This window comes from Olleya sp. YS, assembly GCF_029760915.1.
Lineage (GTDB): Bacteria > Bacteroidota > Bacteroidia > Flavobacteriales > Flavobacteriaceae > Olleya.
Genome location: NZ_CP121685.1, coordinates 525803 through 550932, shown reverse-complemented (window position 1 = coordinate 550932; position 25130 = coordinate 525803). Strand labels below are relative to the sequence as shown.

20 protein-coding genes are annotated in these 25130 nt (G+C 32.0%); 7 read left to right on the top strand and 13 right to left on the bottom strand.

The window, feature by feature from the left end:
• Nucleotides 1-2: 2 nt before the first annotated feature.
• Nucleotides 3-866 carry a zinc-dependent peptidase gene (locus tag Ollyesu_RS02625; RefSeq protein WP_279302251.1) on the top strand — a complete coding sequence of 288 codons (864 nt, stop codon included), beginning with the start codon at nt 3-5 and terminating at the stop codon, nt 864-866.
• Between the two features lie 80 nt (nt 867-946).
• Nucleotides 947-1366: a CBS domain-containing protein gene (locus Ollyesu_RS02620; protein ID WP_279302250.1), complete on the top strand. Its 420-nt coding sequence runs from the start codon at nt 947-949 to the stop codon at nt 1364-1366.
• 59 nt (nt 1367-1425) lie between these two features.
• Here the strand turns inward: Ollyesu_RS02620 and rpe are convergent, their stop codons facing one another.
• The 3 genes from rpe to Ollyesu_RS02605 form a co-directional block, all read right to left on the bottom strand.
• The gene (rpe, locus tag Ollyesu_RS02615) at nt 1426-2088 is read right to left on the bottom strand and encodes a ribulose-phosphate 3-epimerase (protein WP_279302249.1); all 663 of its coding nucleotides are present in this window, start codon (nt 2086-2088) and stop codon (nt 1426-1428) included.
• A gap of 184 nt (nt 2089-2272) precedes the next feature.
• On the bottom strand, nt 2273-3136 hold the full coding sequence (locus Ollyesu_RS02610) for a sigma-70 family RNA polymerase sigma factor (RefSeq protein ID WP_055435630.1): 864 nt from the start codon (nt 3134-3136) through the stop codon (nt 2273-2275).
• A 228-nt stretch (nt 3137-3364) separates the two neighbouring features.
• Complete coding sequence (locus Ollyesu_RS02605; RefSeq protein ID WP_279302248.1) at nt 3365-4333, bottom strand: hypothetical protein; 969 nt, start codon at nt 4331-4333, stop codon at nt 3365-3367.
• A gap of 117 nt (nt 4334-4450) precedes the next feature.
• Between Ollyesu_RS02605 and Ollyesu_RS02600 the strand changes: the two genes are divergently transcribed.
• The gene (locus tag Ollyesu_RS02600; protein ID WP_279302247.1) at nt 4451-5113 is read left to right on the top strand and encodes a hypothetical protein; all 663 of its coding nucleotides are present in this window, start codon (nt 4451-4453) and stop codon (nt 5111-5113) included.
• A gap of 49 nt (nt 5114-5162) precedes the next feature.
• On the opposite strand, the gene Ollyesu_RS02595 is transcribed toward Ollyesu_RS02600, so the two are convergent.
• From Ollyesu_RS02595 to Ollyesu_RS02570, 6 genes are all read right to left on the bottom strand, one after another.
• Nucleotides 5163-7154 carry a BspA family leucine-rich repeat surface protein gene (locus Ollyesu_RS02595; RefSeq protein WP_279302246.1) on the bottom strand — a complete coding sequence of 664 codons (1992 nt, stop codon included), beginning with the start codon at nt 7152-7154 and terminating at the stop codon, nt 5163-5165.
• Between the two features lie 97 nt (nt 7155-7251).
• On the bottom strand, nt 7252-9489 hold the full coding sequence (locus Ollyesu_RS02590) for a polyribonucleotide nucleotidyltransferase (protein WP_279302245.1): 2238 nt from the start codon (nt 9487-9489) through the stop codon (nt 7252-7254).
• Between the two features lie 332 nt (nt 9490-9821).
• Nucleotides 9822-10091, bottom strand: coding sequence for a 30S ribosomal protein S15 (gene rpsO, locus Ollyesu_RS02585; RefSeq protein WP_279302244.1), 270 nt, complete (start codon nt 10089-10091; stop codon nt 9822-9824).
• Nucleotides 10092-10306: 215 nt separating this feature from the next.
• Entirely contained in the window at nt 10307-11164 is an 858-nt protein-coding gene (gene accD / locus Ollyesu_RS02580) for an acetyl-CoA carboxylase, carboxyltransferase subunit beta (RefSeq protein WP_279302243.1), read from the bottom strand.
• Nucleotides 11165-11389: 225 nt separating this feature from the next.
• Nucleotides 11390-12457, bottom strand: a complete 1068-nt coding sequence (gene fbaA / locus Ollyesu_RS02575; protein WP_279302242.1) for a class II fructose-bisphosphate aldolase — start codon at nt 12455-12457, stop codon at nt 11390-11392.
• Nucleotides 12458-12572: 115 nt separating this feature from the next.
• A complete protein-coding gene (locus tag Ollyesu_RS02570) occupies nt 12573-15110 on the bottom strand; it encodes a BamA/TamA family outer membrane protein (protein ID WP_279302241.1) in 2538 nt (845 codons plus the stop codon).
• 162 nt (nt 15111-15272) lie between these two features.
• On the opposite strand from Ollyesu_RS02570, the gene Ollyesu_RS02565 reads away from it, so the two are divergent.
• Nucleotides 15273-15986 carry an RNA methyltransferase gene (locus Ollyesu_RS02565; RefSeq protein WP_279302240.1) on the top strand — a complete coding sequence of 238 codons (714 nt, stop codon included), beginning with the start codon at nt 15273-15275 and terminating at the stop codon, nt 15984-15986.
• 14 nt (nt 15987-16000) lie between these two features.
• Complete coding sequence (locus Ollyesu_RS02560; RefSeq protein WP_279302239.1) at nt 16001-16309, top strand: hypothetical protein; 309 nt, start codon at nt 16001-16003, stop codon at nt 16307-16309.
• A 9-nt stretch (nt 16310-16318) separates the two neighbouring features.
• On the opposite strand, the gene Ollyesu_RS02555 is transcribed toward Ollyesu_RS02560, so the two are convergent.
• Nucleotides 16319-17044 (bottom strand): porin family protein, encoded by a 726-nt coding sequence (locus tag Ollyesu_RS02555; RefSeq protein WP_279302238.1) that lies wholly within the window; start codon nt 17042-17044, stop codon nt 16319-16321.
• Between the two features lie 2 nt (nt 17045-17046).
• On the bottom strand, nt 17047-17775 hold the full coding sequence (gene ubiE / locus Ollyesu_RS02550; protein WP_279303053.1) for a bifunctional demethylmenaquinone methyltransferase/2-methoxy-6-polyprenyl-1,4-benzoquinol methylase UbiE: 729 nt from the start codon (nt 17773-17775) through the stop codon (nt 17047-17049).
• A 118-nt stretch (nt 17776-17893) separates the two neighbouring features.
• On the opposite strand from ubiE, the gene trkA reads away from it, so the two are divergent.
• On the top strand, nt 17894-19243 hold the full coding sequence (gene trkA / locus Ollyesu_RS02545; RefSeq protein ID WP_279302237.1) for a Trk system potassium transporter TrkA: 1350 nt from the start codon (nt 17894-17896) through the stop codon (nt 19241-19243).
• Entirely contained in the window at nt 19243-20748 is a 1506-nt protein-coding gene (locus Ollyesu_RS02540; protein ID WP_279302236.1) for a potassium transporter TrkG, read from the top strand. Before trkA ends, Ollyesu_RS02540 begins: the two co-directional genes overlap by 1 nt.
• A gap of 6 nt (nt 20749-20754) precedes the next feature.
• Here Ollyesu_RS02540 and Ollyesu_RS02535 read toward each other — a convergent pair whose 3' ends face one another.
• Both Ollyesu_RS02535 and Ollyesu_RS02530 read right to left on the bottom strand, forming a co-directional pair.
• Nucleotides 20755-23406, bottom strand: a complete 2652-nt coding sequence (locus tag Ollyesu_RS02535) for a T9SS type B sorting domain-containing protein (protein WP_279302235.1) — start codon at nt 23404-23406, stop codon at nt 20755-20757.
• A gap of 530 nt (nt 23407-23936) precedes the next feature.
• Nucleotides 23937-25127, bottom strand: coding sequence for a pyridoxal phosphate-dependent aminotransferase (locus Ollyesu_RS02530; RefSeq protein WP_279302234.1), 1191 nt, complete (start codon nt 25125-25127; stop codon nt 23937-23939).
• Nucleotides 25128-25130: the final 3 nt, after the last annotated feature.

Here is a 25130-nt window from a genome sequence, read left to right as displayed (position 1 = left end):
AATTGTTTAGCTTATTTCAATCTCAATCAGAACTTGAAGAAAATCCGTTAGTTTACAAATATGTCCTAGCTGTAGGAACCGTTGTAATTATCTTATTTGTTCTGTACAGAATATATCTGATTGTCGAGTTTCAGTATGTTTCAAAATTTAAAAAACCATTATATAATCATTTTTATTTAAGGTTAAAAAAGTTAAGTCCAGCTCAGATTTTTATTTTAAAAAATGAGTTTTCATTTTTTAAAAAATTATCTCCAAAACATCAAACCTATTTTGAACATCGTGTCGCACAATTTATAGGCACACATCAATATATTGGTAAAGACAATCTGCAAATTACAGACCAAATGAAAGTGCTAGTAGCTGCTACAGCAACTATGTTAACCTTTGGTTTTAGAAGATATAACATCAAATTATTAAATAAGGTTATACTGTACCCAGAAGCATTTTATTCTAATACCAACCAACAGTTGCATAAAGGCGAATTTAATCCAGCTTACAATGCAATAGTATTTTCATGGGAAGATTTCTTGTATGGTTACTCTATAGAGAATGACAACTATAACTTGGCTATTCATGAGTTTGTTCATGCTATTCATATTGATAATTTACAGACACGTGGTCCAAAAGCAGCAGTGTTTTTAAACAGTTTTGCAGATATTGCTGATTATCTTGAAAACAATGAAGATTACAAAAACCGCCTTGTCGCTTCAAAATATTTTAGGGATTATGCTTATACCAATCAATTTGAATTTGTTTCTGTAATTATCGAATCCTTTATAGAAACTCCTCAAGACTTCAAATCTCAATTTCCAGAGATTTACACAAAAGTGAAGCAAATGCTTAATTTTAATTTTGCAGGTTACTAATTTCGATTCTACTGACTTTTATCATGTTTATTAAGGTTTATTAATACTAACTTTAATAATGAATTTAAAAGCCAATACTCATGAAAAAAAGAACACCAGTAGCAGAAATAATGACTAAACATGTCATTTCATTAAATAAAACAGACGATTTAGAACAAGCCGAACAATTATTTAAACAGCATAATATTAGACATATTCCAGTAGTTAGTGGTGAGGCTATTATAGGTATGTTAAGTTACACAGATTTACTAAGAATTAGTTTTGCAGATGCAGCAGACGAGTATGCTTTAGACGTAGAAAGTGTAGTGTATAATATGTTTACAATAGAGCAAGTGATGGCTAAAAACTTGGTAAGCGTGTCTAGTGCTACCACAATTAAAGAAGTTGCAGAATTGTTAGCAACAAAAGAATTTCATGCATTACCTGTTGTAGATAACGGAAAATTGGTTGGTATTGTAACTACAACAGATTTAATAAATTACTTAATTAATCAGTTTTAAGGGAAAACAATGTTGCTAAATAAGTAATTTATAAAGGCTCCAAATCTTGGAGCCTTTTTTTATGAGTTTGCTAAAGTTTTCAGATTAGCAATGGTTTGTTTTGGATTGTTACTTTTAAACACATGGCTACCAGCAACAAAAACATCAGCACCAGCTTCAACTAGTTTTTGGATATTTTTATCTGTGACACCACCATCAATTTCAATTTTAGTATCTAAACCTTGCTCGTTAATCATGTTACGCAATTTGCGTACACGTTGGTAAGTGACCTCTTCAAATTTTTGACCACCAAAACCAGGATTTATAGACATTAGTAATACCATGTAACATTCTGGTAAAATATCTTCTAAAACAGACACTGGTGTAGTTATGTTTAAGACTATACCTGCTTTGCAACCAGCATCTTTAATTTGCCTTAATGTTCTATGCAAATGTACTGTAGATTCATGATGCACAGTAATAATATCTGCGCCAACTTTTGCAAATTCTTCAATGTAACGCTCAGGTTTTTCAATCATTAAATGCACATCTAATGGCTTAGTAGCGTGTTTTTTAATAGCAGCAATTACTGGCATTCCGTAAGAGATGTTGGGTACAAAATGTCCATCCATAACATCTATATGAAACCAGTCGGCATCACTATTATTAACCATTTCGGTATCGCGTTGTAAATTGCCAAAATCGGCAGCAAGCATGGAAGGAGCAATTAATTTTTCAGCCATTAGAGTAGTAGTTTGTGTTGTTTGCACAAATATAAATAAGTAGAAGCGATGTCTTTACTAATTGCTTTAAAAGATATTAACGATAGTTTATAAAATGAGTGAACCCGAAGTAATCAGCTTCGGGTTCTTTCATCAATCAAAAAACGAACAGTTATGAATAACTGTTTGTTATTGTCACTTAGTGTTATCCTAAGTATGTTTTCAGTATTTTACTTCTAGACGTATGTTTTAATCTACGTATAGCTTTTTCTTTAATTTGTCTTACACGTTCTCTGGTTAGATCAAAGGTTTCACCAATTTCTTCTAACGTCATTGGGTGTTGGTTACCTAAACCAAAATATAATCTAATAACATCAGCTTCACGAGGCGTTAAAGTTTCTAAAGCACGCTCAATTTCTGTACGTAAAGACTCATGTAAAAGCTCACGATCTGGATTTGGCGACTCACCAGAGTTTAATACATCGTATAAATTAGAATCTTCACCTTCTACTAAAGGCGCATCCATACTAACGTGACGTCCAGAATTTTTCATAGACTCTTTAACATCGTTAATAGTCATATCTAATTCTTTTGCAATCTCTTCTGCACTTGGAGGACGCTCATGTGCTTGCTCTAAAAAGGCAAACGTTTTGTTTATTTTATTAATAGATCCAATCTTGTTAAGCGGTAAACGCACAATTCTAGATTGTTCTGCTAACGCTTGTAAAATAGATTGTCTAATCCACCAAACAGCATAGGATATAAATTTAAAACCACGTGTTTCGTCAAAACGTTGTGCAGCTTTAATTAGTCCTAAATTACCTTCGTTAATTAAATCTGGTAACGTTAACCCTTGGTTTTGATATTGCTTAGCTACCGATACTACGAAACGTAAATTAGCTTTTGTCAATTTTTCAAGTGCAATCTGGTCGCCAGCCTTGATTCGTTGTGCTAATTCTACTTCTTCGTCTGCAGTAATTAAGTCAACTTTTCCAATTTCTTGTAAGTATTTGTCTAAAGACGCGGTTTCACGGTTAGTTACCTGTTTGGTAATCTTAAGTTGTCTCATCTAAATAAGTTGTGATTTTGTCCTAAAATAGGTTATGAATAAATTGCTATCAATGGTTATACGCACAAAAGACACATTTTGTTACAAAAAGTTTCAATTATTTTTACTTGTAGTTTTTTTTCTAAATATTGCGTTACCTTTTTAAGCTTGAAAAAACTAAAAACTTCAGGCTTTTTCAAATAATCCCTGTCTGCCAACAGGCAGGCTTAGCGCGCTTTTTGCTGCGACTTACTCAAAATCTAAAACCTGTGTAGCTTTAATTAAATTATGCAACGCCCCAATTTTGGCTTCAATTTTATTAAAAAACGTATTACGCTCTTTTTCTCCAGCAGTATTTAAAAGCTTAGAGTTTTGTAATTGCTTATTTAAAAAGACCTCTGCCTCTTTACACGTATAGCTATCACTGGTTTTATAATAGGATAATAATGTAAAAGGAACATAAAGCAACTTGGACTCTGGTGTACTGACCAATACGTTATTATTCATTAAATGTAGCTCGTTATAATATAATTTAAACTCATTTGGATTATTAATAAGTTTATCTAAAATGCGTGTAATTAATTGTTTTAATAATTCACATAACTGTAAAGCGGTTTTAGTCTTGACTTGTCCAGCTTGGTAATAAAAATAAATTTGTTTTAACGTACTGTTTACAGAGGTAATATCCCAAATCTCATGGGTGTTTAAATTGTGATAAAGGCTACCTAATTGTTTTCCAGCTTCAACTAAAGCAGGATTAGGTGCAAAAGTTTCAAAGCTTTTGTTTGCCAATTCTGGGTTTAACAACTTTAGCCATACATAATATTTAAACTGGCTTAACGCATCACCATTTAAGTTATAAAATAAAGGAATATCCTTAGCCGAATATAAAATAGTACTATCGGTTCTTTTTAATAAAGGCGATAACGAGTTGTATGAATCCTCAAAATATTGCTGAAGCTCTGCTTCGGTTTCAATATGTTTTGTTTTTTCAATAGTAACAAACTCTGTAGAGGTGGTTTCAAATAATCGGTCTAATGACAGATTGTAATATTTGGCTAGCGCAACACTTTCATCTAAAGATAACTTACTTTTTAAACTCACGCGTCTGTGTGCTGCATCATAACTTATGTCCAAAGCTGTTGCAACTGCTTCAATAGTAGAGGTGTTAGCAGGTAATTCGGTTTTTAGATGGTCTAAAAATGTGGTTTGAAACATATTGCAAATTACATCTAATTTGTGATAATCACAAAAATTAGTTTCTTTTTTCGTGATTTCAACTAATATAAATGTGATTATAGCAATAATTTTGACTTGAATCTAAAAACTATAATTATGAAAAAATTAATGTTACTATTAGGCTTATTTAGTCTTGTACAGTTTAGTATTGCTCAAAATGAAACTTTGTATTCAATAACTGATACTGAATATAATGATCCAACAGTTGCGTATTTTAAACGGGTTACTTTTAAAATTGGAGGTGGAGTTTTATTACCTCAAGGCGATTTAAAGCGGTATTTTGGTCTGTCTCCTTTAATTGAGTTAAGCCTAGATTTTCCTGTCACGGAAACTAAATCTTTAGAATTGGCTTTACAATTTGTAATACCTGATCAGAAAGAATCTTTTGTCTATGTAAGAACGCTAGATACTATTAATGCCAAAGCATCTTTTATATTTAATCCTATGCTTAGATTTAAGAAAAACCTAAGTCAATCAAAATTTTCACAACTACATTTGGGTTTTGCTTTGGGTGCTTCGGTAATTAAAACAGATGCCAGAAACCCGTTTTTTACAGGAAACAATCAAGAGGAAGAAAAATATGAAACAGCAACTGCTTTTTTGGTGTCACCAACAATAGATTACGTTAAAACATTTAAAAATAATGAACAGTTTACTTTTAGTTTTGGTTTAAATTACACACCTTATAAAATAGAAGGCGCTGTAAAACAGAATATAGGCTCGATTAGTTTTACGCCCAGAATTATGTATAGTTTCTAAAATTTTTTGGATAGTAGAAGTCTATTTAAAGTTAAATAGACTTCTATAATTACTTAATAATTACTTTTTGTAAAGTATTATTTATTTTTATAAAATAAATACCAGATTTTAAATGACTGATGTTTATTTTTTCGTTTTCTAAGTTTCCATTTAAATTAAATGAATTAACTTCTTGTCCTATTACATTATATAGTATTATTGTTTTTGAAGAATTATTATTGATGTAAATAAATTCAGTAGCAGGATTGGGATACATTTTAATAGTATCCATAGAAAAACCTGTTGTAGACAAAGTGGTGCAATCTAAACCGTCATCAGTAATAATCCATCCATGATTCCCTATAATAGTATTTCTTGCTGCTTCACCATTACAATAGTTGCTATTTCCAACATGAAAATTCACATTATTTTGTAAGGTTAAATTACTCCAACTATTTAAAAGTGCATCATAGTTTTCTGTTGATAATCCTGTGCCTTGAAACATAGAAGCCATACTAGTTACATTAGAGATATCCCAATTTTCTAGATTTTGATTAAAAGTTGTTGCGTTTTGAAACATATTATCCATGTTAAGCACACTGCTAACGTCCCAGTTTTCAATAAGCTGATTGAATACAGTAGTGTTAGGTCCGGATCTAAACATTGCACTCATATCGGTTACATTTTCCACATTCCAATTTTCAATAAGTTGATTAAACAATGTAGCATTTTGAAACATTCCTCTCATACTTGTTACGTTAGTAACATTCCAGTTTCCAATTGGCTGATTAAATGAAATGGCACTGTTAAACATTGCATGCATAGTATTTACATTGCTTACATTCCAATTACCTATTGGTTGATTAAAAAAATCAGTAAACGCAAACATTCCACCCATTTTAGTAACATTACTAACATTCCAGTTTCCAATAGGTTGATTAAAAACCATAGCAGCGTTAAACATATTACTCATGTTTGTTACATTACTAACATTCCAGTTTCCAATAGGTTGATTAAAGCTCCAAGCGTGTTGAAACATCCCATTCATAAAAATTACATTACTAACGTCCCAATTACCAATAGGCTGATTAAAAGATATGGCATAAAGAAACATATTTCTCATATTAGTGACATTGCTCACATTCCAATTTCCAATAGGTTGGTTAAAATTTTGTGCGCTATGGAACATACTAATCATACTTGTTACATTACTTACATCCCAATTGCTTAATGGTTGATTAAAGTTTGTTGTATTCTCAAACATCTCATTCATGTATATTACATTGCTCACATCCCAATTATCTAATGGTTGATTGAAATAATAAGTGAGATAAAACATAGAAGACATATCTATAACATTACTCACATCCCAATTTTCAATAGGCTGATTAAACAGATATGCAGTAGCAAACATGTAACCCATATCTATAACATTTGAAGTATCCCAATTTCCAATGGGTTGATTAAAATACCAACTATTATCAAACATATGACTCATGTATATAACATTACTTACATCCCAATTATCTAGAGGTTGATTAAAGTTATTAGCTGCATTGAATAAGTGACTCATGTTAGTTATAGTGCTAACATCCCAATGGTTAATATTTTGATTTAATATAGTTGCTCCACGAAACATGCTTCCCATATTTGTTACATTCGATAAATCAGGTGCATCAGTAGCATTTATAACTAAATTATTACAACCATAAAATGCACGATCCATAGAAGTCCAGGCTATATTTCCCCATTGTTCAATTGATTGTATTTTGGCTTTATCACCTGAGTTATTGAAATATATACGTGGAAAATTACCACGTATTACAATAGTATGTATTCCTGAATCAGTATAGTTATGAGTTGTATTTCCTGTAACACCAATAGCATCGAAAACTCCATCGTTTTCCCAATCTACATCATAGTTATAACCCAATCCAGTTGTTGGAATTGTTATACTTTCGTTTGTAGTTGTTGTTTGCCAAGTTGTAATAAACTCATTTTGCGAGTAAGCAAATTGAATTGAAACTAATATTAAGTATAGTAGAGTAATTCTTATTTTCATAAAAATGGGACTTAAATAGTTGCAATATAACTATTTAATAAAAAACCTCACAATTATATAATTGTGAGGTTTTTTATATTAAAGAAGTTAAAAAGAATTAATCCTCCTTCTTATCTTCTCTTGGTTTACGGTCGTCACGACGGTTATCTCTACCTCTGTTGTCACGTCCACCAGAACGGTTATTGTCTCTTGGTGGTCTTGCAACGTAACCTTCTGGTTTTGGTAAGATTGCTTTACGTGATACCTTTTCTTTACGAGTTCTAGAATCTACTCCAAAGTACTTCACTTCAAAAACGTCTCCCATGTTAACTACATCAGATACGTTTTCTGTACGCTCCCAAGCTAATTCGCTTACGTGTAATAATACCTCGTTTCCTGGTGCTTGTGTATATTCTACAACTGCTCCAAAATCTAACATTTTAATTACTTTGACTTCGTAAACTTTACCAACTTCCGGCTTAAATAATAAAGAGTCTATTTTTGCCATAACAGCATCAATACCTGTTTTACCAACACCTAAAACTTCTACAATCCCTTCTTCTGTTACAGGATCTTCGTTAATAACAATTGTAGTGTCTGTTTCTTTTTGTAACTCTTGTATGACTTTACCACCTGGTCCAATTAATGCTCCAATAAACTCGTTTGGAATACGTCTTGTTACCATTGTTGGTGCGTGTTCTTTAACTTCTGCTTTAGGTTCTGCTATAGTGTCTGTTAATTTACCTAAGATATGTATGCGACCATCACGTGCTTGTTTTAGTGCGTTTACTAAAATCTCATACGATAATCCCTTTACTTTAATATCCATTTGGCAAGCAGTAATACCATCTGCAGTACCAGTTACTTTAAAGTCCATATCTCCTAAGTGATCTTCATCACCTAAAATATCCGATAAAACAGCGTATTTTCCTGATTCTACATCAGTGATTAATCCCATTGCTATACCAGAAACAGGCTTTTTTAATTGTACACCAGCATCCATAAGCGCCATAGTACCTGCACAAACTGTAGCCATACTTGAAGAACCGTTAGATTCTAAAACTTCTGACACTACACGTACTGTGTAAGGACAATCTTCTGGGACCATACCTTTTAAGGCACGTTGTGCTAAGTTACCATGTCCAACTTCTCTACGAGAAGTACCACGAATTGGTCTAGCTTCTCCTGTCGAAAACGGAGGGAAGTTATAGTGTAAGTAAAAACGCTCTTCACCTTCAAAAGATGGCATATCTATTTGGTTAGCTTCTCTTGACGTTCCTAATGTTACAGTAGCTAATGCTTGAGTTTCTCCTCGTGTAAAGATTGACGATCCGTGTGTTGATGGTAAGTAATCAATCTCACACCAAATTGGTCTGATTTGGTCCGTTTTACGACCATCTAAACGCAACCCTTCGTTTAAGGTTAAATCTCTAATAGCAGCTTTTTCAGCTTTACTGTAATATTTAGATACTAGTCCACCAAAATCCTCTAATTCTTCTTCAGAGAAAGTGGCTTTTATTTCTTCTTTAATTTCTGCAAATGCGGCTCCACGCTCATGTTTAGCAGATCCAGCTTTAGCTACAGCATACACTCTATCATAAGCCATATCATGAATTTTCTTAGCTAACTCATCATCATTTCTTTCTGGCTCATACTCGCGTACTTCCTTTTTACCAAAAGCTTCAGCTAATCTTACTTGTGCTGCACATTGTACTTTAATAGCTTCGTGTGCAAATTTGATGGCTTCTGTCATTTCTTCTTCAGAAACTTCATCCATTTCACCTTCTACCATCATTACAGAATCTGCAGAAGCACCAATCATCATGTCTATATCAGACTCTGCTAATTGCGCACGTGTTGGGTTAATTACAAACTCGCCATTAATACGACCAACTCTTGCTTCAGAGATTGGGCATTCAAACGGGAAATCTGATAATTGTATCGCAGCAGATGCAGCTAAACCAGCCATAGCGTCTGGCATAACATCGTCATCATGTGACATTAATTGTATCATCACCTGAGTTTCAGAATGATAATCTTTTGGGAATAATGGACGTAAAACACGGTCTACTAAACGCATAGTTAATACTTCTCCATCACTTGGTCTTGCTTCTCTTTTGAAGAAACCTCCAGGATAACGTCCAGCTGCAGCAAATTTTTCTCTGTAGTCTACTGTTAACGGTAGAAAGTCTACATCTGCTTGCTTATAATTTGAAACTACAGTACAAAGTAACATACAGTTTCCTGATTGTACAACAACAGAACCATGTGCCTGCTTTGCTAATTTTCCGGTTTCGATAGAAATAGTTCTACCGTCGCCTAGGTCTATGACCTCTTTAAAAACTTTTGGAATCATAAATTTTTTAATTCTAATTAAACAATGGTCGTTGTGTTGTGGTAGTAGTTGTTGTTTTAATACTTCTTAAATCCAAAATCAAACAATAAAAATCGTTTCTTTTTCGCTTAAACGTCATCATAAAATAAAACCGTAGCTATGGCTATGTTTTAATTTTTTTCTTTGTTTAATCAAAAAATAATTCAATTTTTTGATTGTTCATTTTAGTTTTAATTAGTGTTTGACCAATGAAAAACTGTAATTAGCTTCTTCAATGTTGGAGGTTATACTCGACCAACCCGAGTTATATATATCAAAAAACCACGCTAAAAAGCGTGGTCTTTGTATTTAGATTATTTTCTTAATCCTAATTCTTTAACAATTGCACGATATCTTAAGATATCTTTCTTAGTTAGGTAGTCTAATAATGAACGACGCTTTCCTACTAATTTTACTAACGAACGCTCTGTATTATAATCTTTACGATTTTGTTTTAAGTGTTCTGTTAAGTGGTTAATTCTTTCTGTAAATAATGCAATCTGTCCTTCTGCAGAACCTGTGTCTTTTGCATCTTTACCGTGCTTTTTAAAAAGCTTTTGCTTGTCTTCTTTTGTTAAATACATGCTAATATTATTGTAAATGATTGTTATGTACACGAAAGTCTATCTTTCGAGGCGCAAATATAGTTATTTTTATTGAAAGGCAAATAGTTTAACTAGAAAAGACCTATTAAGTTTATTTGATTTTTTTATTACGAGAAGTTTGAAACTCATAGAGCATAAAAAAAACCTCACTAGTCTAAATTAATGAGGTTATGATTTATAAGTTAAAATCTAATCTACGCTCTTAAAGGTTGATTAGTAATTAGGTCTATGTATTGATTGACTTTGTTTTTTAATTCTTTACGATGTGTAATAAAATCTAAAAAGCCATGCTCTAGCAAAAATTCTGAGGTTTGAAAGCCTTCTGGTAATTCTTGTCCAGTTGTATCGCGTACCACTCGTGGTCCAGCAAATCCAATTAAAGCACCAGGTTCAGAAATATTAATATCACCCAACATAGCAAAAGAAGCAGTTGTACCACCTGTTGTTGGATCTGTACATAATGAGATATAAGGGATTCCTGCATCTGCTAATTGTCCTAATTTAGCTGAGGTTTTTGCTAATTGCATTAAAGATAATGCAGCTTCCATCATACGTGCACCTCCAGATTTAGAGATAATCATAAATGGTAATTTCTTTTTTAAAGCATAGTCTGCTGCACGAGCAATTTTTTCTCCAACAACACTACCCATAGATCCTCCAATAAACGCAAAATCCATACAAGCTACAACTAAGTCCTTACCTTTAGATTTACCTACTGCACAACGCACAGCGTCTTTTAGTTTTGTTTTGTCTTCTGCTGCTTTTAAACGGTCTGGGTATTTTTTGGTATCCTCAAATTTTAATGGATCCTTTGATGTTAGATTAGCATCTAACTCTTTAAATTTATTGTCGTCAAATAATATTTCAAAATATTCTTTACTTCCTATTCTAACATGGTAACCATCTTCTGGACTCACATAAAAGTTTTTTTCTAACTCTTTAGAGTCAACAATTTTACCAGTAGGAGATTTATACCACAATCCTTTTGGGATGTCTTTTTTCTCTTCTGTTGCAGTTTGTATACCTTTTTCTTTTCTTTTAAACCAAGCCATATTGATTTACGATTTTAGATTTACGATTTTTGGATTAAATAAATAACCTCTAATCGTTATTGCTATTAGTTAGTTTTAGTTTGCTTTATGCAAGCGTACAAAATTACATTTTTTATTAATCAATCTCAAAAATTGTATAAGCTATATTAATTTATGGTCGTGCTTTAAAGTAAAAATCCCACTTAAACCTAGTTTAAGCGGGATTTTATAATGAAAATTATATTATTATAAAGTATTGACGTTATTTAAATCCTCAAACGCTTGTTTAAGTCGCTCAACAAACGTTACTTCTCCTTTACGTAGCCAAACACGTGGGTCGTAGTACTTTTTATTCGGAGAATCTGCACCATCTGGACTACCAATTTGAGATTGTAAGTAGTCTGTTTTTTCTGCCATATAATCTCTAACACCACTCATAAAAGCGTATTGCATGTCTGTGTCGATGTTCATTTTTATGACTCCGTAGCCAATTGCTTCTCTAATTTCTTCTAATGTAGATCCTGATCCACCATGGAATACAAAGTCTATATGGTTGTGTGGCAAGTTGTGTTTTTTAGATAAAAATTCTTGCGAATTTTTTAAAATTTTAGGAGTTAGTTTTACGTTTCCTGGTTTATAAACACCATGCACATTTCCAAATGCTGCTGCAATGGTAAATTGGTCACTCACTTTAATTAGTTCTTCATAAGCATATGCCACTTCTTCTGGTTGTGTGTATAATTTAGATTCGTCTACATCGCTATTATCTACACCATCTTCTTCACCTCCTGTAATCCCTAATTCTATTTCTAAAGTCATACCCATTTTGCTCATTCTTGCAAGGTATTGTTTACATATTTCTATGTTTTCTTCAAGTGGTTCTTCACTTAAATCAATCATATGTGAGCTGTATAATGACTTACCAGTTTCTTTAAAATGTTGTTCGCTTGCGTCTAATAGTCCATCTATCCAAGGAAGTAATTTTTTAGCACAATGGTCTGTATGTAAAATTACAGGTACACCATAGGCTTCTGCCATTAAATGTACGTGTTTTGCACCAGCTATAGATCCTGCAATTGCTGCTTTTTGATTGTCGTTACTTAATCCTTTTCCTGCATTAAATTGTGCGCCACCATTTGAAAATTGTATGATAACTGGAGCATTTAATGCTGCTGCAGTTTCTAAAACACCATTAATTGTGTTGGATCCAATAACATTTACTGCTGGTAAGGCAAATCCTTTTTCTTTTGCTAGTTTAAAAATTTCTTGAACTTCTTTTCCAGTTGCAACTCCTGGTTTAATATTATGAGCCATTTTTATTTATTTTAGTTGAAATTGTATGGTTTCAAAAGTAATGAAAATTGGAATATTTTATGAGGAAATACTCATAAAACCACGCAAACGTTTTAGCTAAAATGATAAAAATTAATTAGAAAGGATAGTTGATACCAATGTTATACACTGCATTTGAAAAATTGTAGTCATTGAACCATCGATTGCCCATTGGGTAGGAAGGATCGTAGGTTTTAAAGCCTATATCACCACGTAGTACAAAAAAGTTAAAGTCGTAACGTAATCCAAAACCAGAGCCTACAGCTATGTCTTTTAAAGATTCAAAACCAGAGAAAGTGGCTTCATCTTGTTCTATATCATCAAAGACATTCCAGATATTTCCTGCATCAACAAAAATAGCACCATTTAATGGTCCAAAAAGATTAAAGCGTTGCTCTGCGCTTAAAGCAATTTTTAAATTGGCTTCATTAAACTCGTTAGTTGTTTCTAAACGTCCTGGTCCTAAATTATAGGCTGTCCATGCTCTGTTGTCATTAGCTCCTCCTGCAAAAAAACTTTTAGAAAACGGAATGTTGGTTGAATTACCATAAGGAATTGCTATACCAAAAAATGTTCTTATGGCTAATACATTTTTATAGCCTAAACTCCAGTGTTTGATATAATCCAATTCTGTTTTGACATATTGAGAGAAGGCAACGTTAAATAATTCGTATTTACCATTTTCATTTTTTTCTAAGCCTAATATTTTTGAGGTTGCAGCAAAAACATTTCCTGCCAACTCTAATCTTGCTCTAAAAATAGAAAAGTCTTCATCTGTAATGTTATCTCTTTTATCTTTTACATAATTAAAATTTGAAGAAAAAATTAAATTATCCTCTGTTAATCTTTGTTTTCTCTCGTTTATTGCATTAACAGTTTCTAAATCGTCATTAGATAAAATAGTATCATAAGATCCGTTTTCGACAAGGTTTAAAAACGTATCTGCTCCTGTTGGAATACCAAGATTGTCTGTAGCACCAATAAATCCAGAAGTTTGAGCGATACTATTTAAGGAGTTGTATGAGCTTTCATAAACATTAAAATAATTTGCAGTATTCAAATTTTTTACAAACTGAATGTTTAGTAAATCTAATCTATTAGTGACTGTGTTGTTAGGATACCACCTGTAATTAAATGATCCAGTAAAGGTTTGTCTATCCAATCCAATATTAGTTTGGCTTGATGTAGCAACTGTTAATCGCGTAGATGGAAACATGGATTTAGGGATGATATTTTCTGTGTTAAATGGAGAAAATAATCTAGGAATAGTCAATTTTAAATTGGCTCCTGTTTCATTAATATCAAAAAACTCGTCTTGACTATTATTACCATCTTTTGAGGCACCTATAGAAATAAAACCAGAAATCTCTAATGTTTCTGCAGCATTAAATACATTTCTAATTAATAAGCTAGGGTTAATTGAAAAACCAATAGTTTGAATATTACTTTGCAAAGCTTCTGCACTAAATTCTAATTCAAACTTTTTTAATGGAGTTAAGTATATATTAGCAGTTAACGTTGTATCTGGATTTTCTATATAATCAATATTTGGATATTTAAATGTGCGTAAGTCACTAATTTTTCTAGAGGTAAGCGGTCTGTTTTTATCTTTAAATATAGTATTTGGAGTTATAAAAACTGCATTGGTCAAAGCTCTTGGTTTGTATTCAAGTTTACCAATACTGTATATATTGTAGCCATCATACTCAGTCGTGTCATTTATGGTTTGGTTACGGTCTTTAAACGAACTATTGGTGTAGATGTTAACGTCCTTAACTTTAAAGACTTTAAAAGGCTCACGTCTTGAGGTTTCTTCTTCTCTAATTAATCGGTCATCAATAATTGTCTCGATGTTAATTTTATTGTTTCCTAAAATACTATCACCAACAAATCGCACATAATCTTGACTAAAATGATACACACCATTGTTTCTCATTAACTCCACAATTCTATCTTCTTCTGCGTAAACCGTGTTGATTCTGTATTGTTTACCAGATTTTAATAATCTGTCTTGTTTGTGTTGATTGTAAATATTCTCTACCATTGGTGAACTAATTCTAGACGAAATAGTATCTAAAATGTAAGGCTTACCAGTGTCTATAAAATAATCAACAGTTGCTTTTTTGTCGTCAACTATATTAATTTTATAGTCTGCTTTTGCATTAAACCAACCATTAACTTTATAATAATTTTCTATACGTGTAACAGATTTTTTTGTCAGTGAAGTGTCTATTACTACTGGAGCTTCACCAATACTTTTTAACCATCTATTAAAATTTGCTTTGGCTTGTATTTTTTTCTCTAATTGTTTTCTAGATAAAAACCTAGATTGTCTAGCCATTTTATCTGGCTGACTATAGTATTTAGCATTTAAAATAGAATCTATATTTGGTCGCGCAGTATTGAATATGTAAAGTCTAAGCGGAATTGTTGTAAACGGAATTGGTAATCTAGTATTAGGTTGTTGGTATAACAGATTAGAAATCGTATCGTTGGACACTTTTTTATCGTTAATAGTAATATTATTTTTGGTTAATAGGTGTTGGTTTTTAGCAACACGTTTTACCGAGTTACAACCACAAAGTAGCAGGATAAAAGCTACTAAAACTAATATTTTAATATTAAAATGTTTCAAATGGATTGCTAACTAATAACGATGTTAATTACAAATATAATGCCTAACAAAAACTGTAGATTCAAAAATACACTATTTATTGAACAAACAAATTTTAAATAATTAGAAACCCACAAATATTAACTGCTTTTTTTTTGTTTTCTTTATAAAAATTTTAAAGCTGTGATTTCTAAAAATCAGATTAAAAACATAAATCGTTTAAAGCAAAAAAAATATAGACTGCAAGATCAATTGTTTATCGCAGAAGGCGTTAAAGTTATACGAGAGTTTTTAGATTCTAATTTTACTTTGGTGGATTTAATGACAACTCAGCCTTTTAATGTTGAAAATGAAACATTAATTTCTGAAACCGAATTAAAAAAAATTAGTTGTTTAACAACACCTAACATAGCTTTGGCTGTTTTTAAAATTCCAGAAAAGGAAAATCTAACTGACCAAGGTTTAGTATTAGCTTTAGATGCTGTTCGTGACCCAGGAAACTTAGGTACAATCATACGGTTATGCGATTGGTTTGGTGTAAAGCAATTAATTTGTAGTCAAGAAACTGTAGATTGTTATAACCCTAAAGTTGTGCAAGCTACTATGGGCTCTTTAACTAGAGTGTCCGTGCATTACGTAGATTTAGAAGGCTATTTAAAAGATGCTAAATTACCTATTTTTGGTGCTTTTATGGATGGTAAAAATGTATACAAATCTAACTTACCACAAGAAGGAATTTTAATTTTAGGCAATGAAGCTAACGGAATTTCAAAACCAATAGAAGCTTGTGTGACCGATAAAATTAGTATCCCAAGGTTTGGAGAACTTCAAGCAACCGAAAGTTTAAATGTTGCTACAGCAGGTGCTATTTTGTTAAGTGAGTTTAGGAGAGGTTAAGTTTTATGAAGGCTTTGCAAACAGATACAGGAATTATAGAAATAAGCAGATTAGTTGCTTTGCTTTCTTTCTTATTTGGCTCACTTATTTTATTGTTTTTTTGTTTATCAGAAAATTCATTATTTCTAATAATAGGTTTGATTTATTTAATAGCTGCTTTGCTAATAAATGTAAATTTTCTTATTGGTTTAATTGTAAAATATCCTGAAAGTGATGAAAAAAAGAGAATTAAATTAAGCATCCTATTGATGCTTCTAAATATCCCAATTGCATATTCATATTTTTTAATTGCTATGGATATATTTAGCTCAATAACTGATTAAAAATAGATTTTACTGCACTGTAAAATTAATAAAAATACCTCGTGTTTGCATCAAGCTTATGTTGCTAGTCCAAGGACTATTTGGGTCTTTATCTCTTACAATCTCGTCTTTCATAGCAAAAACACCTCTAATAGATGGTGTAAATTTAAAACGGTCTAAGTAAAAATCCATACCAAAACCTAGCTCAAAAAATTGCATATTTTTTACCATCCTAAACTCTCCTGCAGAATTGTCGTCAGGATTTTGCTCGTTACTTGATAGGTTAATCGCAGTAGAAATACCAGTTAAAATAAATGGTTTAAAATTATTAACACGCTTTGTAGATATTTTTAATAGTAAAGGAAAATAGATGTAAGTCGATTTAACTTCACGTAACAAATCCGAGTCTGAAATGTCTTCGTCAAAATCTGCAAAATAATTTTCTTGATACATCAAATTACGTTGCGATATGACCAATCCTGGTTCAAAACGTAAATCAAAATAATCGTTGATACGCACATTACCTAAAAGACCAACATTAAAACCAATGGTACGTTCTGTTTGGATGTCTCCTAAATTATTATTGTAATCAAATTTAAAATCTAGGTTATTAAAACCTAAATAGTAACCCCAACTTAGTGTGGCTTTATCAACGGATTCTAAGTTTTTTACTTTTTCTTTAGAAAATAGTTGCGCTTGAGAAGCAGTTGTAAAACATAACGCAAATAGTATTAGGTAAATATGTTTTGTATTCATTATTATTTTGATGCTTTGTAAATTGTAGCTACACCAAATGTTTGAGGCATATCTGTAACATTTATAAACCCAATATTACGTAAAATATTGTTTAGTGCCTCTCCATAAGGAAAAACGTTAGCACTTTCGCTTAAATATTTATAAGCAGTTTTGTCCTTAGAAAATAATTTACCAACTGTTGGTAAAATAACTTTAGAATGAAATTGATACCCTTGTTTAAAAGGGAATTTAGTAGGTACGGAAGTCTCTAGTATTACAAAAATACCACCAGGTTTAAGTACACGTAAAATATCTTTTAATCCTTTTTCTAAAGTTTCAAAATTACGGATGCCAAACGCAACAGTAATAGCATCAAACGTATTGTCATCAAAAGGCATATTCTCGGAATCACCAATAATCATTTCAATTTTGCTATCTAGATTTTTAGCTTTAATTTTTTGCTTTCCAACCTCAAGCATACCACTACTAATATCTAAGCCTACTATTTTTTCAGCACTTGTTTCAGCTAAATTAATTGCTAAATCACCAGTTCCAGTAGCTATATCTAAAATGTTTTTAGGTTGAGTGGCTTTGACTAAATCAACAACTTTTTTTCGCCATTTAATATCTATTCCAAAAGAGATAACTCTGTTTAAACCATCATATTCTTTAGAAATGGTATCAAACATTTTGGTTACCTGCTCTTTTTTACCCAAGTCGCTATTCTTGTAAGGATTTACTTTTGTCAAAATCAATTTTTTTGCAAAGATAATGCATTAAGTATAGTCTGTAAAACTTCAAAAGAATAAATAATTGAGACTTAAATCTTTAAATTAATTATCTTTGTACTCCCTTTACTTAAAAAGATATATGAAAATAATTATTGCTGGAGCTGGTGAAGTTGGATTTCATTTAGCAAAATTATTGTCTTACGAGTCTCAAGAAATTACACTTATTGATACTGATAGAGACAGTCTTACCTACGCAGAAAACCATTTAGATATTAAGGTCATAAAAGGTGATGCTACGTCTATTAGTGTCTTAAAAGATGCTAGAATAGATTCGGCAGATTTACTAATTGGTGTCACTGCATCTGAGACGACTAATATTACCGTATGTGTTTTGGCTAAACAGTTGGGTGCAAAACGAACTATTGCTAGAATATCTAATACAGAATTTATTACACATAAGGATGAAGTTGGTTTTACTAGATTTGGTATAGACGAGTTAATTTCTCCTGAAAGTTTAGCAGCATCAGAGATAGAATTACTACTTAATCAATCTGCCTTTAAAGATAGTTACGAGTTTGAAGGTGGTGCTTTAACTATGGTGAGTCTAAGTTTGTCAAGAACTGCAAGTTTTGTTGGTAAAACGGTTAAAGAAGCTGCTCAATTGTTTTCAGAAATTCATTTTGTACCTATTGCTATTCAGCGATTTGGGACGCAATACACAATCATTCCAAGAGGTGATACCGAGTTTAGAGAAGGCGATCATGTGGTTTTTGTAACTAGCGAAGGTGGTGACGATGAATTGTGTAAAATGACAGGAAAATCCAATACACCAATCAAAGATGTCATGATTTTAGGTGGTAGTAAAATTGGGTTTAAAACAGCAAGAGACTTATCTGCAGGTAGCTTTAATGTTAAACTTGTAGAAAGTAATAAAGATATAGCTTTTGATCTCGCAGACGATTTGCCAAATGTGTTAGTTATTAATGGCGATGGTCGTAATGTAGAGCTTTTGGAAGAAGAAAGTATTAGCGAAATGGATGCATTTATTTCGGTTACAGGTAATTCTGAAACTAATATTATGTCTTGCCTAATGGCAAAATCCAAAGGTGTAAAAAAAACGATAGCTCTGGTAGAAAATATGGACTATTTTGAGTTGTCACAATCTATAGGTATTGATACACTAATTAATAAAAAGTTATTAGCAGCAAACAATATTTTTAGATACATCCGTAAAGGAGAAGTAGTGGCTATGACTAAACTAAACAACATGAATGCAGAGTTGTTAGAGTTTAAAGTAAAAGCAACGTCTAAAATTTGTAACCGACTAATTAAAGAAGTTGAGTTTCCACGTTCTGCAATTGTTGGAGGCGTTATAAGAAATGAAGAAGGTTTAATTGCACTTGGAGATTTTAGAGTAGAAGAAGGAGATTATATAGTAGTATGCTGTTTACCTCGATCTATTAAAGAGGTTGAAAAACTATTTTTATAATGGGAAAAAGACTGCGTCTTAATTACAAAATTATATTATACTTTTTTGGACTACTACTAGTCTTTAATGGTGGTTTTATTTTGCTATCAGCTTTAGTAAGCTTGTTGTATCAAGACGGTGTGACCTTACAATTACTTTTGTCTGGTTTGGGTGTGCTAATTTTTGGATTGTTTGGAATGTTGCATCATCGTAACCACAACAAAGAGATGAACAAACGCGAAGGTTACATTGTTGTAGCTTTTGGATGGATAGTCATGTCTTTGTCAGGCGCGATACCTTATTTGGCAACTGGTAGCATACCTAATTTTACGGACGCCTTTTTTGAAACTATGTCAGGTTTTACAACCACAGGAGCTTCTATTTTAAATGATATTGAAATCTTGCCTAATGGTGTTTTATTTTGGCGAAGCTTAACCCATTGGATTGGAGGTATGGGAATAATTGTATTGGCTGTGGCTATTCTTCCGCTTTTAGGTATTGGAGGTATGCAGCTATTTGCTGCTGAAGCACCAGGACCAAATGCAGATAAATTACATCCTCGTATTACAGATACAGCTAAGCGCTTATGGTTAATCTATTTTGGGTATACTGCTGCAGAAACAATTTTACTTAATATCGCAGGAATGTCATTTTTTGACGCGATTAATCATTCTATGAGTACTTTGTCTACTGGAGGATTTTCTACTAAAAATGCCAGTATTGCGTTTTGGAATGATAGACCAATGATACAGTATATTATTATTGTTTTTATGTTTTTAGCAGGTACCAACTTTGTACTTAGTTATTTTGCTTTTAAAGGAAAAGTACAAAAAATTATAAAAGACGAAGAGTTTAAATTATACTTTAAGTTTATCGCTATTTTCACCTTAGTTGCTGCTATATTAATCTATTTTAGAGCTGATGTATCAGTTTCAAGTATTGCACATCCACAAGTTTTAGGTGAAGGCGAAAGTGCTTTTAGACATGGATTATTTCAAGTACTAGCAATTATAACTACAACTGGTTTTGTCACTGCAGATTATACGTTGTGGACTCCATTTTTAGTAGTGTTCTTTTTTGGATTAATGTTTTTGGGTGGTTCTGCTGGAAGTACGTCTGGAGGAGTTAAAGTAGTACGTCATTTACTGTTAATTAAAAATGGATTTTTAGAATTTAAACGTACGCTGCATCCCAATGCCATATTACCAGTCCGTTATAATAAAAGAGCAGTATCTGGAGACATTGTATTTAATATTCTAGGGTTTTTTATTTTGTACATGATTGCCTTTATAATTGGCTCATTGGGTTTTTCGATGATGCAAATTGATTTTGAATCTTCAGTTGGTATTGCAGCTTCTAGTTTAGGTAATGTAGGACCTGCTTTAGGAGATTTTGGACCAGTTAATAATTACGCGTCTTTACCACCAATTGGTAAATGGTGGTCTGCATTTTTAATGCTAATTGGTCGTTTAGAATTGTTTACTGTATTGATTTTGCTTACACCTTTCTTTTGGCGTAATAGATAAAAAAAACTAACGTTTTAAAGTAAAATGTCCTGAACTTTCAATGACTTGATCGTTTTGATCTACTAGTGTAACTTTAAACCAATAGTCAGAATTTGGTAATGGAACGTTATTATACATACCATCCCAACCTCGATGGATAGTTTTTAATGTAAAACCATATAGTTTTTTACCAAACCTATCAAAAATTGTAACCTCTGCTTTCTTATATAGGTTGTCGTTGACACCAAAAACAGACCATTTATCATTCTTATTATCATCGTTTGGAGTGAAAAATTTTGGGTAATATATAAAAGACACTTCCGTTTGTATAGATTGCTCACAGTCATTAACATCTCTCACAAAAATCTCAATAATTCCTGGTTCTACATCGTAAAATGTGTATGCTGTATTTTGTCCAAAGAAATTTTGATTATTTAATGAAAACTCATACTGACTATTTCCATTGATTGAAATATATAGGTTGGTGCCATCAATTTCAATTACTTCAAAAGTTGGTAAAACAGGTGCTAATACGTTAAATACTTTTGACTTTGTACACAGTAATCCATTTTCTAATTTTGTAACAGTAAGTTGATAGGTTCCTGGATTTGATAATTCATAAAATCGTTGTGTAGATAGTATTGCACCAGATGTAGTGTCTTGCCATTTCCATGAATCATTGGATACTCCTCCATCTAAAACAGGGTTAGGTTGTAGCATGCATAGTTGATAGCTGTCTTCAATATCAAATTCTATGGGTTGATTTACTTGTAATTCCATAGACGCAATTATACCACAGTCACCATTAGTTTTTCTAACAATTATCCAAAGGGTTGTACTTATTGTGTCATATTCAAAATACAACGGGTTTGTGTTTGATAATGCATCTTCTAAAGTGCTATGAAATCTTATATATTCGTCATCAGCAAGATTAAAATACGTGCTTAATTCTTCTATTTTATCTGCTAAATTAAATCGTCCAATATAGTCACCATAAATATCATTAGAATCCTCACAAACAATATAAGGGTCTAAAACCACTAAGTCTTGACTTTGCACTTCAATATAAAATGAATCTATATTTACACAACCAAATTCATTAGTGATATTTAAAAATAGTTCTTGCGGATTAGAGGTGTTAGTGTAAAATTCTGGATTAGTAATTGGGTTAGTGTCATTATCTGCATCTAATTGCGTTTCATAAAATTGATATTGATAATTATCCCTAACACCATTTTCTAAACCGTTATAAGCTTCTGTTAAGTTAAAATTTGATATTCCATCGTTATCAATATCGCATTGAGATAATGTGTAACCATCTGTCATGGTCGCAACTGGATGAGCTTTAATTTTTTTGAAAAGTTCTATTTGATTCGTCCCAACAGTAATTACAGCTCTTACTATATACGTTCCCGATTGTGTGTATTGATGTGATGGGTTTAATCCAGTAGCAGTATTGCCATCACCAAATTCCCAGTTAGCGCTTGTTATTGGTCCATAAGCATCTAATGAGAAATCTATGGTTTCATAAAAACAATCGTCTTTTGCAATAATTCTATTTCTAAAATAAGAGGTTACAAAATTGGGTAATCCTTTGGTGCTAGCAGAGTTTACTAGCGTAATACTTGAAGGTTCAAAGTTAATATCATCAGGATCTTCTGGACTATGTATGACACCTAAAGTATTTAAATGATAAGGCGAATCTGTAGCATAATTAGCCATATAAATTTTTGAGTCACTTGCCAATTGTAAAGCTCCAAAATTAATTGATTGTGAAGTGGCTAATAATATTTTCTCGTTAAATGATGCTGAAGAATTGACAATATATTGATGAAGATAAGCTGTACCAAATAAATTACCAGTGATATAAAGGTATTCAGAATCTGCAGAAAACTCTAGTCCTTCAACTGGAATAGGATTGAAAATATAACCAGCATTAAAGCTTTGTTGATAAGATGCGCTATTTGTAAGTGGATTAAAATCATAAATATATACACTAGAGCTGCTGCTACTATCACCAATAGCTATTAATTGTCCATTTGGAGAAAATTTAATTGGACCAAGAGTAGTATAGTAAGTTTCTTGAAGCGTTATAGTATTCTCTAAAGTTATATTATTTAAAGGCGCAGTGCCTAAAGTGCCAACGTTTATAACAAATAGAGCATTAAATGTTGGTTCTGAAGAACCACCTACTTTACCCAATCCAACTGCTTTGTAAGAATTGGTTTCTGGCGAATATACTGCAGTTATCCTTTCGGTAGAAGTAGTTGTGATTCTATTATTTTTGGTAAAAATAAACCCTAAAGGGTTTTGAGCATTAAAGACTACTTTAGAATAAAAAACACCTCCATAATCTGGGTTAATTCTTGTGGTCAGGATATAGTAATTATTTATATCACTAGGATCAGGAATGATAATGCAAGATTGGTTGTTTTCAATCTCTGCATTTAAATCATTACCATTAGTCATAACCTCGTGGTTTTTATTCCATACGGTTTGACCATTGGTGTAGAATAATAAATCACCATTACTATCTGATATACTTGCGCAACCAGCAGGAGTAGACATGCTTCCATCACTTAATGTGGTGAATTGCCCATTGTTAAAATCGATTCCAGAATAATTACCAAAATACCAATGGTTAGTTTCATTTTGTGCTTTAGTAACAAAACAAAACATAGTTATAACAATAACTTGTATATAGTATTTAGGATTAAACAATTTCAATAGACAATTTCATTTTTTAGTCTACTAAATTAAGAATATTGTATTTAGGTTGTGTATTTTAAAAGTTAATATTAGAACAATGTTAAATAGTGTTCTTGTAACATTTTTAATAATTGCACTACATATATTTAGAAGCTTTTGTTTAACCTTTAATATATTTTAAATTATGTATGGTTCTCCTCATGGTGTACTTAAAAATAATAGAGATTTATTGAAAAATCCTAAAAGGAAGAAGTTTGTCCATATCTCAGGAAAATTTAAAAAAGTTACAAATGAGAAGTATGATCATATGGTCTTAAATACAGAATACCAAGACAATTTAAGAAAACGACTAAAAAAAGAAAATAATCAGCGCTTTTATAAAAGATTTATAGTCTTTATTATTTTATTTATTTGTCTATTAATCTGGTTAAATAATATCTTAAATTAAAAAAGTCTCAATTTTAAACTGAGACTTTTTTTGTATTTAATTAAGATGTTTATTAGCTAACAGCTTCTTTTATTCGCTTGATAGCTTCAATAATATTGTCTTGAGAAGCTGCATAACTTATTCTAATACAATCAGGATTACCAAAAGCATCACCAGTTACTGTTGCTACTAAAGCTTCTTCTAATAAATATAAAGAGAAATCTGTAGCATTATTAATAGTTTTTCCTCTTAAGGTTTTACCAAAAAAGTGTGTCACATTTGGAAATACATAAAAGGCACCTTCAGGTGTGTTGGTTTTAAATCCGTCTACATCATTTAATAATTTGAGGACTAAATCACGACGTACTTTAAACTCGTCAATCATATAGTCTACAACACTAGCATCAGCATTTAAAGCAGTAATTACAGCACGTTGTGCAATACAATTAGCACCACTTGTAATTTGACCTTGCATTTTGTTACAAGCACGAGCAATCCAGTCTGGAGCACCAATATATCCAATTCGCCAACCTGTCATAGCAAAAGCTTTGGATACACCATTAACTGTAATGGTACGATCATACATGCTAGGCATTTGAGCCATACTTGCGTGTGGTTTTCCTGTGTAGTTAATGTGCTCATAAATCTCATCTGAAACCACATAAATGTCTGGGTGATTTTCCAATACTTTAGCCAAGCCTTCTAATTCTGCTTTACTGTATAAAGAACCACTTGGGTTGCAAGGTGAACTAAACCAAATCATTTTAGTTTTAGGTGTGATGGCTGCTTCTAGTTGTGCAGGCGTCATTTTAAAATCTGTTTCAATAGTCGTTTTTACTTCAACAGGAACTCCTTCACTTAGTTTTACTATATCAGAGTAACTAACCCAATATGGACAAGGTAAAATAACCTCGTCTCCTTTATTTAACAAAACACCAGCAACATTAGCTAGGCTTTGTTTAGCTCCAGTAGAAACCACAATTTGAGGAAGCGTATATGTTAAGTTATTATCGCGTTTAAATTTAGTGATAATAGCCTCTTTTAACTCGACATATCCATCTACAGGTGTGTACGAGTTATAATTGTCGTTTATAGCTTGGATAGCTGCGTCTTTTATAAAGTCAGGAGTGTTAAAATCTGGTTCTCCTAGGCTTAATCCAATAATGTCTTTACCTTCTCCTCTTAACTCTCTAGCTTTGGCAGCCATAGCTAAAGTCGCAGAAGTAGACATGTTTAAAATACGGTCAGAAAGTGGTTGGCTCATGTA

Excerpts from the sequence above, each read along its gene's own strand:
- Ollyesu_RS02620 (WP_279302250.1), top strand. The coding sequence starts at position 947 with ATGAAAAAAAGAACACCAGTAGCAGAAATAATGACTAAACATGTCATT.
- rpe (WP_279302249.1), bottom strand. The coding sequence starts at position 2,088 with ATGGCTGAAAAATTAATTGCTCCTTCCATGCTTGCTGCCGATTTTGGC.
- Ollyesu_RS02610 (WP_055435630.1), bottom strand. The coding sequence starts at position 3,136 with ATGAGACAACTTAAGATTACCAAACAGGTAACTAACCGTGAAACCGCG.
- Ollyesu_RS02605 (WP_279302248.1), bottom strand. The coding sequence starts at position 4,333 with ATGTTTCAAACCACATTTTTAGACCATCTAAAAACCGAATTACCTGCT.
- Ollyesu_RS02600 (WP_279302247.1), top strand. The coding sequence starts at position 4,451 with ATGAAAAAATTAATGTTACTATTAGGCTTATTTAGTCTTGTACAGTTT.
- Ollyesu_RS02595 (WP_279302246.1), bottom strand. The coding sequence starts at position 7,154 with ATGAAAATAAGAATTACTCTACTATACTTAATATTAGTTTCAATTCAA.
- Ollyesu_RS02590 (WP_279302245.1), bottom strand. The coding sequence starts at position 9,489 with ATGATTCCAAAAGTTTTTAAAGAGGTCATAGACCTAGGCGACGGTAGA.
- rpsO (WP_279302244.1), bottom strand. The coding sequence starts at position 10,091 with ATGTATTTAACAAAAGAAGACAAGCAAAAGCTTTTTAAAAAGCACGGT.
- accD (WP_279302243.1), bottom strand. The coding sequence starts at position 11,164 with ATGGCTTGGTTTAAAAGAAAAGAAAAAGGTATACAAACTGCAACAGAA.
- fbaA (WP_279302242.1), bottom strand. The coding sequence starts at position 12,457 with ATGGCTCATAATATTAAACCAGGAGTTGCAACTGGAAAAGAAGTTCAA.
- Ollyesu_RS02555 (WP_279302238.1), bottom strand. The coding sequence starts at position 17,044 with ATGAATACAAAACATATTTACCTAATACTATTTGCGTTATGTTTTACA.
- trkA (WP_279302237.1), top strand. The coding sequence starts at position 17,894 with ATGAAAATAATTATTGCTGGAGCTGGTGAAGTTGGATTTCATTTAGCA.
- Ollyesu_RS02540 (WP_279302236.1), top strand. The coding sequence starts at position 19,243 with ATGGGAAAAAGACTGCGTCTTAATTACAAAATTATATTATACTTTTTT.
- Ollyesu_RS02535 (WP_279302235.1), bottom strand. The coding sequence starts at position 23,406 with ATGTTTTGTTTTGTTACTAAAGCACAAAATGAAACTAACCATTGGTAT.
- Ollyesu_RS02530 (WP_279302234.1), bottom strand. The coding sequence starts at position 25,127 with ATGAGCCAACCACTTTCTGACCGTATTTTAAACATGTCTACTTCTGCG.